We start from the raw sequence: 13,290 nt of genomic DNA, 5'->3' as shown, positions 1-13,290 counted from the left end.
CGGGTCACAGCCAGCCGTTGTCCTGGGCGATGCGCACCGCCTCCGCGCGGGTGCGCGCGCTCGTCTTGCCGATCGCCGCCGAGAGGTAGTTGCGCACGGTGCCCTCCGACAGGTGCGTCGCGCGAGCGACGTCCGCGACGGTGCCCCCGCGCGACGCCTCGAGCAGGACCGACCGCTCACGATCGGTCAGCGGGCTCGTACCCACGGCGAGCGACTCGACCGCCAGCTCCGGGTCCACGACCCGCAGCCCGGCGTGCACCCGGCGGACCGCGTCGGCCAGCCGGTCCGCGGGGGTGTCCTTGACGACGAACCCGCTCGCGCCCGCGTCGAGCGCCCTCCGCAGGTACCCGGGCCGGCCGAAGGTCGTGACGATCAGCACCCGGCACGCCGGCACCGCGGCGCGCAGGGCGGCGGCCGCCTGGATGCCGTCCGTGCCGGGCATCTCGACGTCGAGCAGGGCCACGTCCACCGCGTGCTCGCGGGCGCTCGCGACGACCTCGTCGCCGGACCCGACCTGGGCGACCACCTCGAGGTCGGCCTCGAGCCCGAGCAGCGTCGCCAGGGCGCCCCGCACGAGCGCCTGGTCGTCGGCCAGGAGGAGGCGGATCGGCGCGGTCACCGGGCTCACGCTACCCATCCGGCGCCGCCGGGCGGGGTCGCGCGGATCGTCAGGCGGAAGCCTCCGAGGTCGCTCGCCCCGGTCTCTAGCACCGCGCCCGCCTCGCGGGCGCGCGCCCGCAGGCCGGGCAGCCCGTTGCCGACGCCGCGGGAGGGGCCGACGCCGTCGTCCTCCACCGTCAGGCGGTCCGGTCCCAGCGTGATCCGCACCCGCGACGCGTCCGCGTGGCGCAGCACGTTCGTCGTCCCCTCGCGCACGCCCCAGGCGAAGACCTCGCGCAGGGACTCCGGGACGTCGTCGACCGCGCCGGGGACCTCCGCCGCGACGCCGGCTGCGTCGAGGACCGCGCGGGCGCCGGCGAGCTCGCCGGCGAGGCTGACCTCCCGCGTGCTCGCCACCATGCCCCGCACGTCGGCGAGCGCCGCCCGGGCGAGCGACTGGATCTCGGCGACCTCGCTCGCCGCCTGCTCGGGCCGCGGCCCGAGCAGGCGGCCCGCGAGCTCGGCCTTGACCGAGATGACGGTCAGGGAGTGCCCGAGGACGTCGTGCATGTCGCGGGCGATGCGCTCGCGCTCGCGGGCGACGGCGAGCGCCGCGTTCTCGTCCTGCGCGTCGCGCAGCTGCCGGTTGCGCTCGATGAGCTGGACGAACCCGAGGACCGCGGTCGAGGCGAGCACGACCGAGACGACGAGCGAGTCGTCACCGGGCCAGCCCATCAGCGGCGGCACGGCCAGCGCGGCGACGGCGCACACGGCGACGACGATCAGCGCGCGATCGCTCCGCAGCAGGAACACCGCCCCCACGCACACGAACACGAGGCCGTTGAGTCCCTCGGTGTGCGGCACGAGGCAGGACAGCGCGACGCAGCCGAGCTGGACGGCGATCAGCGCCCACGCCAGCCGCGGCGCGACCGCATAGTGGCGTGTGATGACGATGACGGCGGCGAAGATCGCCGCGACGCCGAGGATGCCGAAGAGCGATGCGGCGCGGTCGAGCCCGGGGGCGGCGTCCCACGCGGTGCCCCCGGGCGTGAGCAGGAAGATCAACCACACGAGGCCGAAGAGCGGCCCGAGGAACCGCATCCACCGCGTGCGCCGGTCGCGCGCGGCGGCCCGCGCACCGGGGACGTCCGCGGTCCTGTCCGGGTGCGGCGCGAGCAGCGGCCGGCGGGCGGTCGGGTCCACGGACGCCACGCTATCGCCGCCGCGCGCCACCGGCCGCGACGCGCTCACACCCGCGCCGTGTCCTTGCGGAACCGCCAGGCCGCACCACCGGCGAACACGGCGGTCCACACGAGCACGTTCGCCACGGCCGCGAGCGTGAACCCGTCGCCCGTCAGCGGCGCCCGGGTGAGCTCCGCGAGCCCGTACGTCGGCGTGAACCGGGCGATGTCGGCGAACAGGCCGTCGCCAAGCGGGATGAACAGCCCACCGGCGAAGGACAGGAGCGCCAGCCCCGGGCCGAGGATCTGCATGACGTTCTCCGCCGGCAGCAGGTAGCCCATGAACAGACCGAACGCGGCGAACACGACCGAGCCCACCCAGGCGACCAGCGCGCAGCCCACCCACGCCGAGAGCGGCATCTGCGGGTCGCGCAGGCTGCCCACGGCGAGGGTGACGGCGATGGAGACCGCCGAGAGCGCCATGGTGGCGGCGAGCTTCGTCGCGATGTACGCCGACGGGCGCAGCGGGGTCAGGCGCAGCTGGCGCGTCCAGCCCTGCGCACGCTCGACGGAGACGCTCGCGCCCCCGGCCGTCGCGGTGAGGATCGCGCCGTAGAGCGCCATGGAGACGAGCACGTACGCCGTGACGTTGCCCCGGCCCGCCGACTGGTGGGCGTAGGCGGGGCTGGTGCCGAAGATGAGGAAGAAGACGGGCGGCATGACGAGGGAGAAGACCAGCGTGCGGCGGTTGCGCACGAGCCGGCGCAGTTCTAGGACCAGGTAGGTGCGGCTGATGCCCCGGGGGACGGAGGCCGCCGGGCGGGCGGAGCCGCCCCGTGCGCCGGGTGCGGAGATCGTGCTCATCGGTGGGCTCCTGTCGGGGCGGTCGGGCTCGTGGGGTCGTCGGTGCGGTCGTCGGTGCGGCCCGAGGAGGTCAGCCGCACGAACGCGTCCTCGAGGCTCGACGCCCCGACCTCGAGGTCGTGCGCGGACGTCGCCGTCAGCAGGTGGCGCGCCACGTCGTCGGACGCCGAGGTGCGCACGATCAGCCGGGTCCCGCGGACCTCCGCGGGCGAGCCCGACGACGTGAGGTCGCGGGCGGCGTCGTGCGCGAGCTCCGGGGTCGCGAAGGACGCGCTGAGCACGCGCCCGGAGGCGACGTTCTTGATCTCCGCGGCGCTGCCGTCGGCGACCACGCGGCCGCCGGCGACCAGGACGATGCGGTCGGCGTAGGCGTCGGCCTCGTCGAGGTAGTGCGTGGCGAAGACGACGGTGCGCCCGGCCGCGGCGTCGGCGCGGATCGCGGCCCAGAAGTCGCGGCGGCCCTCGACGTCCATGCCCGTCGTCGGCTCGTCGAGCAGCAGGAGGTCCGGCTCGGACACGAGCGCCATGGCGAACCGGAGCCGCTGCTGCTGGCCGCCGGAGCACCGGCCGACCCGGCGCCCGGCGAGCTCCGCGATGCCGGCGCGCTCGAGGAACGGCAGCACCGGGCCGCGGTTGCCGAACAGGCTCGCCGTCAGGGCGACGGTCTCGGCGACCGTGATGTCCTTGAGCAGGCCGCCGGTCTGCATGACGGCGGCCACCCGGCCCGCGGCGATGGCCTCGGCGGGCGTCGAGCCGAAGACGCGCACGTCACCGGCGGTCGGGTCGCTCAGGCCGAGCACCATGTCGATCGTCGTGGTCTTGCCGGCCCCGTTGGGACCGAGGAAGGCGACGACCTCGCCGGGACGCACGTCCAGGTCGAGGCCGTCGACGGCGTGCACGTCGCCGAAGCTCTTGTGCAGGCCACGCAGCTCGAGCGCGAGCGTCGCGGGTGCGGGTGCGGTGGTGTCCATGGAGCCATCGTGTCCGCGGGCGGGGGCGCGCTCCCGGGCCGCGCGTCACCGCTCCGGCATGACAGATGTCACGACCCGCCGACCCGCCGACCCGCCGACCCGCCGACCCGCCGACCCGCGGACCCGCGGAGAAGTCGAATTCGGCCCCGAAATCTTCGATTTCTGGGGCGGAGTTCGACTTCTCGGCGAGGGGGCGGGCCGAGGCGGACGGGCCGGGCGACGCGGGCGGCACCGGAAGCGCGGGTGACATACTGCGCGACGACAACCCCCCGCCCGGAAGGAAATCCCATGGCTCTGTGGCTCGCGCTCATCGTGGCCGGACTCGTCGTGCTCGTCCTCGGCCTCGCCGGCCTCGGCCAGTTCTTCATCTACGTCGGGCTGATCCTCGCCGTCGTCGGCGTGGTCCTCGTGTTCGTCGGCAAGGGCAACCAGAAGGTCGGCCGCTAGCCGGACGACCGCCGAGACGTCGAATTCCGCCCCAGAGATCGCAGATCTCGGGGCGGAATTCGACGTCTCGGCGGAGGGGTGCCCCGTGGAGACGGGGCGGTCAGCAGCCCACGAGGTACTTCGCCAGGTAGCCGACGACCTGGTCGAGCGCCACGCGCTCCTGCTCCATCGAGTCGCGGTGACGGATCGTCACGGCCTGGTCGTCGAGCGTGTCGAAGTCGACCGTGATGCAGAACGGCGTGCCGATCTCGTCCTGGCGGCGGTACCGGCGGCCGATGGCGCCGGCGTCGTCGAAGTCGACGTTCCAGTGCTCGCGCAGCTCGGCCGCGAGCGCCTTCGCCTTGGGCGAGAGGTTCTCGTTGCGGCTCAGCGGCAGGACCGCCACCTTCACCGGGGACAGGCGCGGGTCGAGCCGCAGCACGGTCCGCTTGTCGACGCCGCCCTTGGTGTTGGGCGCCTCGTCCTCGGTGTAGGCCTCGACGAGGAACGCCATGAGCGAGCGGGTCAGCCCGGCGGCCGGCTCGATGACGTACGGCACCCAGCGCTCGTTCGTGGCCTGGTCGAAGTACGACAGGTCCTTGCCCGAGTGCTCGGTGTGCGTCTTGAGGTCGAAGTCGGTGCGGTTGGCGATGCCCTCGAGCTCGCCCCACTCGCTGCCGGTGAAGCCGAAGCGGTACTCGACGTCGACCGTGCGGGTCGAGTAGTGCGACAGCTTCTCCTTCGGGTGCTCGTACAGGCGAAGGTTCTCCGGGGCGATCCCGAGGCCCGTGTACCAGGCCATGCGGGTGTCGATCCAGTACTGGTGCCACTCGGCGTCGGTCCCCGGCTCGACGAAGAACTCCATCTCCATCTGCTCGAACTCGCGGGTGCGGAAGATGAAGTTGCCCGGCGTGATCTCGTTGCGGAACGACTTGCCGATCTGCGCGATGCCGAACGGCGGCTTCTTGCGCGCGGCGCCGGCGACGTTGGCGAAGTTCACGAAGATCCCCTGCGCGGTCTCGGGGCGCAGGTAGTGCAGGCCGGACTCGTCCTCGACGGGGCCCAGGTGCGTCTTGAGCATCATGTTGAAGTCGCGGGGCTCGGTCCACTGCCCGCGCGTGCCGCAGTTGGGGCAGGCGATCTCGGCGAGGCCGCCCTCGGGGACGCGGCCCTTCTTCTCCTCGAACTCCTCGAGCATCTGGTCCTCGCGGAACCGCTTGTGGCAGGAGAGGCACTCGGTCAGCGGGTCGGTGAAGACTCCGACGTGCCCGGAGGCGACCCAGACCTGGCGGGGCAGGATGACGGCGGAGTCGATGCCGACGATGTCGTCGCGCCGGGTCATCGCCTTCCACCACTGGCGCTTGATGTTCTCCTTGAGCTCCGTGCCGAGGGGGCCGTAGTCCCAGGCGGAGCGGGTACCGCCGTAGATCTCGCCCGACGGGAAGACGAACCCGCGCCGCTTGGCGAGGGAGACGACGGATTCGAGACGGGAGGGCGCAGCGGCCACGGTGATCACTCCTGGGTGCTCGGGCGTACCCCGCACGTGGCTCGTGGGGGCGTCGGGTCCCGGCCGACGCCCGGGCGCGCGGCGCACCGGGGGTGCGCTCGTCGTCCGCGGCGGGCCGGACCGCGGGTCAAGCCTACGGGGCGCGCACGCCGGGGCGGGCCGCCCCCGGCGCAGCCTTGTTGACATTGATTATCAGTAATAGCAGGATCGGGTCATGCCCCTCCGCTCCCCTGCGCGCCGCGCCCTGACCTCCGCCGGCGCCGCCGTCACCGTCGTCGCGACCGCGGCGACGCTCGCCGCCTGCTCGCCCGCGGCCGACGGCGTGCCCACAGCCACCTCGACGGCGTCCGACGGCACCGTCCGCCTCCAGGTGCTCGCGTCCTTCTACCCGCTGCAGTTCGTCGCCCAGCGCGTCGGCGGGGACCACGCCGAGGTCGCCAACCTCACGCCCCCGGCCGCCGAGCCGCACGACCTCGAGCTCTCCCCCGCCCAGGTCCGCGCGGTCGGGGACGCCGACCTCGTGGTCTACCTGCGCGGCTTCCAGGCCGCGGTGGACGACGCCGTCGACGCCCGCGACGCCACGGCCGTCGACGCCGGCGAGGTCGCGGACCTCGAGCGCCACCCGAACGGCGCCGACGCGGACGAGCTCGAGACGGACGACCGCTCGACCTCCGCCGAGCACGAGGAGGGGCACGAGCCCGCCGGTGCGGAGGGCGAGGACGAGCACGCCCACGGCCTGGACGACCCGCACTTCTGGCTCGACCCGACGCGCCTGGCGGCCGTCGTCCCCGCCGTCGAGGAACGGCTCGCCGAGATCGACCCCGAGCACGCCACCGACTACGCCGCCAACGCCACGGCGCTCGAGAAGGACCTCGAGGGCCTGGACGCCGACTACACGAAGGGCCTCGAGCCCTGCCGCGGCGCCGCGCTCGTCACCTCGCACGAGGCGTTCGGCTACCTCGCCGAGCACTACGACCTCGACCAGATCGGCATCGCGGGGATCGACCCCGAGAACGAGCCGTCGCCCGCCCGCCTGCGCGACATCCGCGACGTCGTCGAGCGGGAGCACGTCACCACCATCTACACCGAGACGCTCTCCAGCCCCAAGGTCACCGAGACGTTCGCCGACGACGTCGGGGTCGCCACCGCGCCCCTCGACCCCATCGAGGGCCTGGCGGACCCGGACTCCGACTACCTTGGCATCATGCGCAGCAACCTGACCGAGCTCACCGACGGGCTGACGTGCTCGTGAGCGCCGCGCCGGAACCGACCAGGGCCCCCGCCACCGAGCCGACCGTCGTCGGGCAGCCCGTCATCGAGGCCCGCGGCGTGCGGGTGCGGCTCGGTGCGAGCGACATCCTGCACGGCGTCGACCTGCGCGTGCACCGCGGCGAGGTCGTCGCGCTGCTCGGCGCCAACGGCTCGGGAAAGTCGACGCTCGTGCGCTCGCTCGTCGGGGTGCTCCCCCGCACCGCCGGGAGCGTCGAGCTGCTCGGTGCCCCGCTCGGCAAGGGTGTCGACTGGCGCCGCGTCGGCTACGTCCCGCAGCGCGTCAGCGCCCAGTCCGGCGTCCCCTCCACGGCGCGCGAGGTCGTCTCCTCCGGCCTGCTGTACGGCCGCCGACTGCGCCTGCCCGGCGGCTGGCGCGAGCGCACGGACGAGGCCCTCGACATGGTCGGGCTGCGCGACCGCGCCCAGGACAGCACCGGCGAGCTCTCGGGCGGCCAGCAGCAGCGCGTCCTGATCGCCCGCGCGCTGGTGCGCCGGCCCGAGCTGATGATCCTCGACGAGCCCGTCGCGGGCGTCGACCAGCCGAGCCAGGAGGCGTTCGCCGCCACCATGCGCCGCCTCGTCGACGAGGGACTGACCGTGCTCGTCGTGCTCCACGAGCTCGGAGAGCTCGCGCCCCTGGTGACCCGCGCCGTCGTCCTGCGCCACGGGCGGGTGGTGCACGACGGCGCCCCGCCCGCCCCCTCGCCCGGCCACGCCCTGGCGGGTCACGAGCACGTCCACCCGCACGACGACGCCCCGACGGGCGCCGTGCCCCAGGCCGACACGGGACTGACCTCATGATCGACGAGCTCGCCTACATGCTCACCGACCCCCTCATGCAGCGGGGGCTGGTCGCCGCGCTCCTCGTCGGCGTCACCGCGCCGATCGTCGGCACGTACCTGGTGCAGCGGCGCCTCGCCCTGCTCGGCGACGGGATCGGGCACGTCGCCCTGACCGGGGTCGCGCTCGGCTGGCTCGTCGGCGCCGGCATGGGCCTGGTCCCCCAGGACGAGCTCGCGATCCCCGGGGCGGTCGTCGCGGCCGTCGTCGGCTCGGTCGCCATCGAGATCGTCCGCGAGCGCGGCAAGACCAGCGGGGACGTGGCCCTGGCGCTGCTGTTCTACGGCGGGATCGCAGGCGGCGTGCTGCTCATCGGGATCGCCGGCGGGACGCAGTCGAACCTCATGAGCTACCTCTTCGGGTCGATCTCCACCGTCACCGGCGCCGACCTCGTGCTGACCGTGATCCTCGGGGCGATCATCCTGCTCGTCGGCCTCGGGCTGCGCTCGGCGCTGTTCTCCGTGAGCCAGGACGAGGAGTTCGCGATCGCGTCCGGCCTGCCGGTGCGCGCGCTGAACATCGCGGTCGCGGTCGTCGCGGCCCTGACCGTGACGGTCGCGATGCGCGTCGTCGGGCTGCTGCTGGTCAGCGCGCTGATGATCGTCCCCGTGGCCGTCGCCCAGCTCGTGACCCGCTCGTTCGCGCGCACGATGCTCGTCGCCACGATGGTGGGCGTCGTCGTGTGCGTCGCCGGGCTGTCGATCACCTACTGGCGGCCGTGGTCGCCCGGGGCCACGATCGTGGTCCTCGCGATCTGCGTCTACGCGGTGGTGGCGGTCCTGCGACCGCTCGTCGTCGCCCGACGGCGGGGCCGCCAGTCCGACCCGCACCCCGACATCCCCGACGACGTCGAGCTCGCCGCGCCCGGGACCGTCCCGGCGCAGGACGGGCGGGGCACCGGAGGTGGTCCGTGCAGCGCATGACGCGCCAGCGCGCCGCGGTCTCCGAGACGCTCGACCGGCTCGACGAGTTCCGCAGCGCGCAGCAGCTCCACGACCTGATGCGCCACGAGGGCGACACCATCGGTCTCGCCACCGTGTACCGCACGCTGCAGTCGCTCGCGGACAACGGCGACGTCGACGTGCTGCGCACCGAGGACGGGGAGAGCCTCTACCGCCGCTGCGAGCGCAGCGAGCACCACCACCACCTCGTGTGCCGCTCGTGCGGGCGCGCCGTGGAGATCGACGGCCCGACCGTCGAGGCCTGGGCGCGCAGCGTCGGCGCGTCGCACGGCTTCACCGGCATCGAGCACACCGTCGAGCTCTTCGGCACCTGCGCCGCGTGCGCCGCCGTGCCCTCCCGCCCCGCCCCCGGTCCCGCCAACCACCGCGACGGAGCTGCCTGACCCGTGCCGCAGACCCTCGACGAGCCCCGCTACTGGCCGTTCTTCGTCTTCTTCCTCGCGTTCGGGCTCGTCCGGACCCTGGCGACCTACTGGGCCGGCCGGCGCGCCGCCACGTGGGCGCGCGACCGCTCGGCCCCGGACGGGAAGGTCATCGGCTGGGTGCACGCGTGGCTGACCAGCCCCGACGGCAACCGCGGCACGCGCACCATCGAGCGCTGGGGCGTGCTCGGCGTCCTCGGCTCGTTCGTCGTGCCCGGCGCCTGCACGGTCGTCAACGCCGCGGCCGGGGTCGCCCGCATGCCGCTGCGCCGCTACCTGCCGACGATGATCGTGGGCTGCGTGCTGCACGCCCTCCTGTACGCGACCGCCGGGTGGGCCGCGTGGCAGGCCGCGCTGGCCGCCGCCGCCGGCGCGCAGTGGGGCACGGTCGTCCTGGTCCTGCTGCTGCTCGCGGCGCTCACCGCCGTCGCGGTGCGCCTCGTCCAGCGCCGCCGCGCGCCGCGGCGGGCCGCGAGCGGCGCCGCCCCGGCGGGGCGCGCCTAACCGTCCTCGGCCGACGGCGCGTCGACCGCTCCCCCGTAGCGCCGGTCGCGGCGCGCGTACTCCTCGATCGCCGCCCAGAGCGTGCGGCGGTCGACGTCGGGCCACGGCGTGTCCATGAAGACCATCTCCGCGTACGCGGCCTGCCACAGCATGAAGTTCGACGTGCGCTGCTCGCCGGAGCTGCGCCAGAACAGGTCCACGTCCGGCAGGTCGGGCTCGTCGAGGTGACGCTGCACGGTCTTCTCGGTCACCTTGCGCGGGTCGAGCCGCCCGGCCGCGACCTCCTCGGCGATCGCGCGCGCAGCGTCCGCGATCTCGGCGCGCCCGCCGTAGTTGACGCACATCGTCAGGGTGCAGACGTCGTTGCCGCGCGTCAGCTCCTCGGCGGCCTCGAGCTCCCGGACCACCGACGGCCACAGGCGCGGGCGGCGCCCCGCCCAGCGCACGCGCACGCCCCAGGCATGCATCTCGTCGCGCCGGCGGCGGATCACGTCGCGGTTGAAGCCCATGAGGAAGCGCACCTCGTCGGGCGAGCGCTTCCAGTTCTCCGTGGAGAACGCGTATGCGCTGACGTGCTTGACGCCGATCTCCACGGCGCCCGCGACGACGTCGAGCAGGGAGGCCTCGCCGGCCTCGTGCCCGGCCGTGCGCGGCAGGCCGCGGGCGTTGGCCCACCGGCCGTTGCCGTCCATCACGACCGCGACGTGCTGCGGCACGAGCTCCGCCGGGACCGCCGGCGGACGCGCGCCCGAGGGGTGGGGCGGCGGGGCGACCACCGGCGTGGTCCGCGCCGGCGCCGCCGCGGCGGCGCGCCTCCTGCCCGACGACGGTCGGGGGCTCATGCCCGGACCTCGCCCTCGGCGGGGCGAGGCGCGTCCGCGGGGCGGGGGACGCCGTCGGGCGCCGGGGGCTCGAGCTGCGCCTGGGCGTGCCGGATCGCCGGTGCGGGGGCGGGCTCGTCCCGCTCGACCATGCGCAACGATCTCAACGTCCTCTCGAGGTGGTACTGGCTGTAGGCGGCGACGAGGCCGGCGGCCTCCCGGCGGTGGCGGGCGTCGGAGGCGTCGGCGACGTCCCAGTCCCCCGCGATGAGCGCGGCGAGGAGCGCGAAGGTCTGCGGCGCCGGCGAGGTCGCGCCGGGCGGGCGGCAGCGCTGGCAGACCGCGCCGCCCTGGGCGACCGCGAAGGAGTGGTGCGGGCCGGGCTCGCCGCAGCGGGCGCAGTCGGTGAACGACGCCGCCCACCCGGCGATGGCGAACGCCCGCAGCAGGTAGGAGTCGAGCACGAGGCCCGGCGCGTGCGTCTTCTCCGCGAGGGAGCGCACGGCGCCCACGAGCAGCCAGAACTGCTGGACCGACGGCTCGCGCTCCCCGCCGACGAGGCGGTCGGCCGTCTCGAGCATCACGGTGCCCGCGGTGTACAGGCCGTAGTCCTCGCAGATCGCGCGCGCGTACGGGCCGACGGTCTCGACCTGCGTGACGATGTCCAGCGAGCGGCCCTCGTGCAGCTGGACGTCGACCATCATGAACGGCTCGAGCCGCGCGCCGAAGCGCGAGGAGGTGCGGCGCACACCCTTGGCCACGGCCCGCACCGTGCCGTGCTCGCGCGTCAGCAGCGTCACGATGCGGTCCGCCTCGCCCAGCTTCTGGGTGCGCATCACGATCGCGTCGTCTCGGTACAGGGGCACGGGTCCATTGTCGGGCATGCCTGCGACACGCGTGCCCGGCCCCCGCACCTGTCAGACTCCCACCCCGGTATGGCGGGGCCACGGTCTGACACGTCCGACGCAGCCAGACCTGTCAGACCCTCGCCCCGGTATGGCTGAGCGAGGGTCTGACAGGTCGGGAGGAGGCGGGCGCTCGCGGGCGCCGCGCGTCAGGCGTCGATGCGCTCCGCGCGGTTCACCGCGGAGACGATCGCCTTGAGCGACGCCGTCGTGATGGACGGGTCGATGCCCACGCCCCACAGGACGTCGTCGCCCACCTGGCACTCGACGTACGCCGCGGCGGAGGCGTCGCCGCCCTCGCTCAGCGCGTGCTCGGCGTAGTCGAGCACCTTGACGTCCACGCCCACCTGCGCGACGGCGTCCACGAACGCCGCGACCGGGCCGTTGCCGGTGCCCTCGAGGGTCAGCGCCTCGCCGCGGTCGACGACGTCGATGGCCAGGGTGTCCGGGCCCTCCTCGGTCGAGACGGCGCGGGTGCCGCGCAGCTTGAGCCGGCCCCAGGGCTCCAGCCCCGACCCGGCGTCCACCGGCAGGTACTCGTCCGAGAAGATCTCCCAGATCGCGCCCCCGTCGACCTCCGTGCCCTGCTCGTCGGTGTGCTCCTGCACGGCACGCGAGAACTCGATCTGCAGGCGGCGGGGCAGGTCCAGGTGCCGCTCGTTGCGCAGCAGGTAGGAGATCCCGCCCTTGCCGGACTGGGAGTTCACGCGGATGACGGCCTCGTACGAGCGGCCCAGGTCCTTCGGGTCGATCGGCAGGTACGGCACGCCCCAGGTGATGTCGTCCACGCCGGTGCCCGCCTCGGCCGCGCGCACCTGCATCGCGTCGAAGCCCTTCTTGATGGCGTCCTGGTGCGAGCCGGAGAACGCCGTGAAGACCAGGTCGCCCGCGTACGGGTGCCGCTCCGGGACGCTCAGCTGGTTGCAGTACTCCGCGGTGCGGCGCACGTGGTCGATGTCCGAGAAGTCGATCTGCGGGTCGATCCCCTGGCTGAACAGGTTCATGCCCAGCGTCACCAGGCACACGTTGCCGGTCCGCTCCCCGTTGCCGAACAGGCAGCCCTCGATGCGGTCCGCGCCGGCCTGGTAGCCGAGCTCGGCCGCCGCGACCGCGGTGCCGCGGTCGTTGTGCGGGTGCAGGGAGAGCACGACGTTCTCGCGGTGGTTCAGGTGCCGGCTCATCCACTCGATCGAGTCGGCGTAGACGTTCGGCGTCGCCATCTCGACCGTGGCGGGCAGGTTGATGATCACCTTGCGCTCCGGCCGCGGCTCGAAGACCTCCAGGACCTCGTTGCAGATCCGCGCCGCGAACTCCAGCTCGGTGCCGGTGTACGACTCGGGCGAGTACTCGTAGAAGACCGTGGTCCCCGGGACCGTCTCCTCGAACTTCTTGCACAGCTTCGCGCCCTCGAGCGCGATGTCGACGATGCCGTCCTCGTCCTTGCCGAACACGACCTCGCGCTGCAGCACGGACGTCGAGTTGTACAGGTGGACGATGGCCTGCTTCGCCCCGGCGATCGACTCGAACGTCCGCGCGATGAGGTGCTCGCGGGCCTGCGTCAGGACCTGGATGACGACGTCGTCCGGGATCCGGTCCTCCTCGATCAGCGCGCGGACAAAGTCGAAGTCCGTCTGCGACGCCGACGGGAAGCCGACCTCGATCTCCTTGTAGCCCATCTGCACGAGCAGCTCGAACATCTTCAGCTTGCGCTCGGCGTTCATCGGCTCGATCAGCGCCTGGTTCCCGTCGCGCAGGTCGACGGCGCACCAGCGCGGCGCGGCCTCGATGCGACGGTCCGGCCATGTGCGGTCCGGCAGGGAGACGTCGATCTGCCGGTGGAACGGCAGGTACTTGTGGATCGGCATGCCCGACGGCTGCTGCGGGTTGGGCTGCTGCGCGTCCTGCTCGGTGCGGGTCTCGTCGGGCGCGGTCACGACGGCGGTGCTGTTTTCCATGAGGGGTCCTTCACGACTCGGTGCTTCGGGTGCTGACAGCCGGCACACCAACCACCGCGA

Annotated in this window: 14 protein-coding genes; 6 read left to right on the top strand and 8 right to left on the bottom strand. The window is 73.8% G+C overall.

Features of this window, described 5'->3' with window-relative positions; genetic code table 11:
• Positions 1-4 precede the first annotated feature (4 nt).
• Genes EDF32_RS12645 through EDF32_RS12630 form a run of 4 tightly spaced genes read right to left on the bottom strand, consistent with a single transcriptional unit; the run spans position 5 to position 3,616 of the window.
• Complete coding sequence (locus tag EDF32_RS12645; RefSeq protein ID WP_123308909.1) at positions 5-637, bottom strand: response regulator; 633 nt, start codon at positions 635-637, stop codon at positions 5-7.
• Positions 625-1,803: a sensor histidine kinase gene (locus EDF32_RS15020; protein WP_148061605.1), complete on the bottom strand. Its 1,179-nt coding sequence runs from the start codon at positions 1,801-1,803 to the stop codon at positions 625-627. The genes EDF32_RS12645 and EDF32_RS15020 overlap by 13 nt, the downstream gene beginning before the upstream one ends.
• A gap of 44 nt (positions 1,804-1,847) precedes the next feature.
• Positions 1,848-2,645, bottom strand: a complete 798-nt coding sequence (locus EDF32_RS12635; protein ID WP_123308907.1) for an ABC transporter permease — start codon at positions 2,643-2,645, stop codon at positions 1,848-1,850.
• Positions 2,642-3,616 carry an ABC transporter ATP-binding protein gene (locus tag EDF32_RS12630; RefSeq protein WP_123308906.1) on the bottom strand — a complete coding sequence of 325 codons (975 nt, stop codon included), beginning with the start codon at positions 3,614-3,616 and terminating at the stop codon, positions 2,642-2,644. Before EDF32_RS12630 ends, EDF32_RS12635 begins: the two co-directional genes overlap by 4 nt.
• A gap of 288 nt (positions 3,617-3,904) precedes the next feature.
• On the opposite strand from EDF32_RS12630, the gene EDF32_RS14610 reads away from it, so the two are divergent.
• Positions 3,905-4,063, top strand: coding sequence for a hypothetical protein (locus tag EDF32_RS14610; protein ID WP_158614098.1), 159 nt, complete (start codon positions 3,905-3,907; stop codon positions 4,061-4,063).
• A gap of 100 nt (positions 4,064-4,163) precedes the next feature.
• On the opposite strand, the gene EDF32_RS12620 is transcribed toward EDF32_RS14610, so the two are convergent.
• Positions 4,164-5,549 (bottom strand): glycine--tRNA ligase, encoded by a 1,386-nt coding sequence (locus EDF32_RS12620; protein ID WP_123308939.1) that lies wholly within the window; start codon positions 5,547-5,549, stop codon positions 4,164-4,166.
• A 214-nt stretch (positions 5,550-5,763) separates the two neighbouring features.
• Here EDF32_RS12620 and EDF32_RS12615 point away from each other — a divergent pair, with 214 nt between their 5' ends.
• Genes EDF32_RS12615 through EDF32_RS12595 form a run of 5 tightly spaced genes read left to right on the top strand, consistent with a single transcriptional unit; the run spans position 5,764 to position 9,549 of the window.
• Positions 5,764-6,801, top strand: a complete 1,038-nt coding sequence (locus EDF32_RS12615) for a metal ABC transporter substrate-binding protein (protein ID WP_123308904.1) — start codon at positions 5,764-5,766, stop codon at positions 6,799-6,801.
• A complete protein-coding gene (locus EDF32_RS12610; protein ID WP_123308938.1) occupies positions 6,798-7,622 on the top strand; it encodes a metal ABC transporter ATP-binding protein in 825 nt (274 codons plus the stop codon). Before EDF32_RS12615 ends, EDF32_RS12610 begins: the two co-directional genes overlap by 4 nt.
• Positions 7,619-8,584 (top strand): metal ABC transporter permease, encoded by a 966-nt coding sequence (locus EDF32_RS12605; protein ID WP_123308903.1) that lies wholly within the window; start codon positions 7,619-7,621, stop codon positions 8,582-8,584. The genes EDF32_RS12610 and EDF32_RS12605 overlap by 4 nt, the downstream gene beginning before the upstream one ends.
• Positions 8,581-9,006, top strand: coding sequence for a Fur family transcriptional regulator (locus EDF32_RS12600; RefSeq protein WP_123308937.1), 426 nt, complete (start codon positions 8,581-8,583; stop codon positions 9,004-9,006). The genes EDF32_RS12605 and EDF32_RS12600 overlap by 4 nt, the downstream gene beginning before the upstream one ends.
• Before the next feature lie 3 nt (positions 9,007-9,009).
• The gene (locus tag EDF32_RS12595; protein ID WP_123308902.1) at positions 9,010-9,549 is read left to right on the top strand and encodes a DedA family protein; all 540 of its coding nucleotides are present in this window, start codon (positions 9,010-9,012) and stop codon (positions 9,547-9,549) included.
• Here the strand turns inward: EDF32_RS12595 and EDF32_RS12590 are convergent.
• From EDF32_RS12590 to leuA, 3 genes are all read right to left on the bottom strand, one after another.
• Positions 9,546-10,391: an isoprenyl transferase gene (locus EDF32_RS12590; RefSeq protein ID WP_123308901.1), complete on the bottom strand. Its 846-nt coding sequence runs from the start codon at positions 10,389-10,391 to the stop codon at positions 9,546-9,548. The two genes, EDF32_RS12595 and EDF32_RS12590, sit on opposite strands and share 4 nt — an antisense overlap.
• A complete protein-coding gene (recO, locus tag EDF32_RS12585) occupies positions 10,388-11,236 on the bottom strand; it encodes a DNA repair protein RecO (protein WP_123308900.1) in 849 nt (282 codons plus the stop codon). Before recO ends, EDF32_RS12590 begins: the two co-directional genes overlap by 4 nt.
• A 188-nt stretch (positions 11,237-11,424) precedes the next feature.
• The gene (gene leuA / locus EDF32_RS12580) at positions 11,425-13,140 is read right to left on the bottom strand and encodes a 2-isopropylmalate synthase (RefSeq protein ID WP_233565904.1); all 1,716 of its coding nucleotides are present in this window, start codon (positions 13,138-13,140) and stop codon (positions 11,425-11,427) included.
• Positions 13,141-13,290: the final 150 nt, after the last annotated feature.

The sequence above is a fragment of the Cellulomonas sp. PhB143 genome, assembly GCF_003752595.1.
Taxonomy (GTDB): Bacteria; Actinomycetota; Actinomycetes; order Actinomycetales; family Cellulomonadaceae; genus Paraoerskovia.
Note: the sequence above shows the minus strand (reverse complement) of the source record. Positions and strands in the feature narration are given on the sequence as shown.

What these genes read in the sequence shown, in the direction of transcription:
- EDF32_RS12645 (WP_123308909.1), bottom strand. Translation starts at nt 637, where the DNA reads ATGGGTAGCGTGAGCCCGGTGACCGCGCCGATCCGCCTCCTCCTGGCC.
- EDF32_RS12635 (WP_123308907.1), bottom strand. Translation starts at nt 2,645, where the DNA reads ATGAGCACGATCTCCGCACCCGGCGCACGGGGCGGCTCCGCCCGCCCG.
- EDF32_RS12630 (WP_123308906.1), bottom strand. Translation starts at nt 3,616, where the DNA reads ATGGACACCACCGCACCCGCACCCGCGACGCTCGCGCTCGAGCTGCGT.
- EDF32_RS14610 (WP_158614098.1), top strand. Translation starts at nt 3,905, where the DNA reads ATGGCTCTGTGGCTCGCGCTCATCGTGGCCGGACTCGTCGTGCTCGTC.
- EDF32_RS12615 (WP_123308904.1), top strand. Translation starts at nt 5,764, where the DNA reads ATGCCCCTCCGCTCCCCTGCGCGCCGCGCCCTGACCTCCGCCGGCGCC.
- EDF32_RS12605 (WP_123308903.1), top strand. Translation starts at nt 7,619, where the DNA reads ATGATCGACGAGCTCGCCTACATGCTCACCGACCCCCTCATGCAGCGG.
- EDF32_RS12600 (WP_123308937.1), top strand. Translation starts at nt 8,581, where the DNA reads ATGACGCGCCAGCGCGCCGCGGTCTCCGAGACGCTCGACCGGCTCGAC.
- EDF32_RS12590 (WP_123308901.1), bottom strand. Translation starts at nt 10,391, where the DNA reads ATGAGCCCCCGACCGTCGTCGGGCAGGAGGCGCGCCGCCGCGGCGGCG.
- leuA (WP_233565904.1), bottom strand. Translation starts at nt 13,140, where the DNA reads ATGCCGATCCACAAGTACCTGCCGTTCCACCGGCAGATCGACGTCTCC.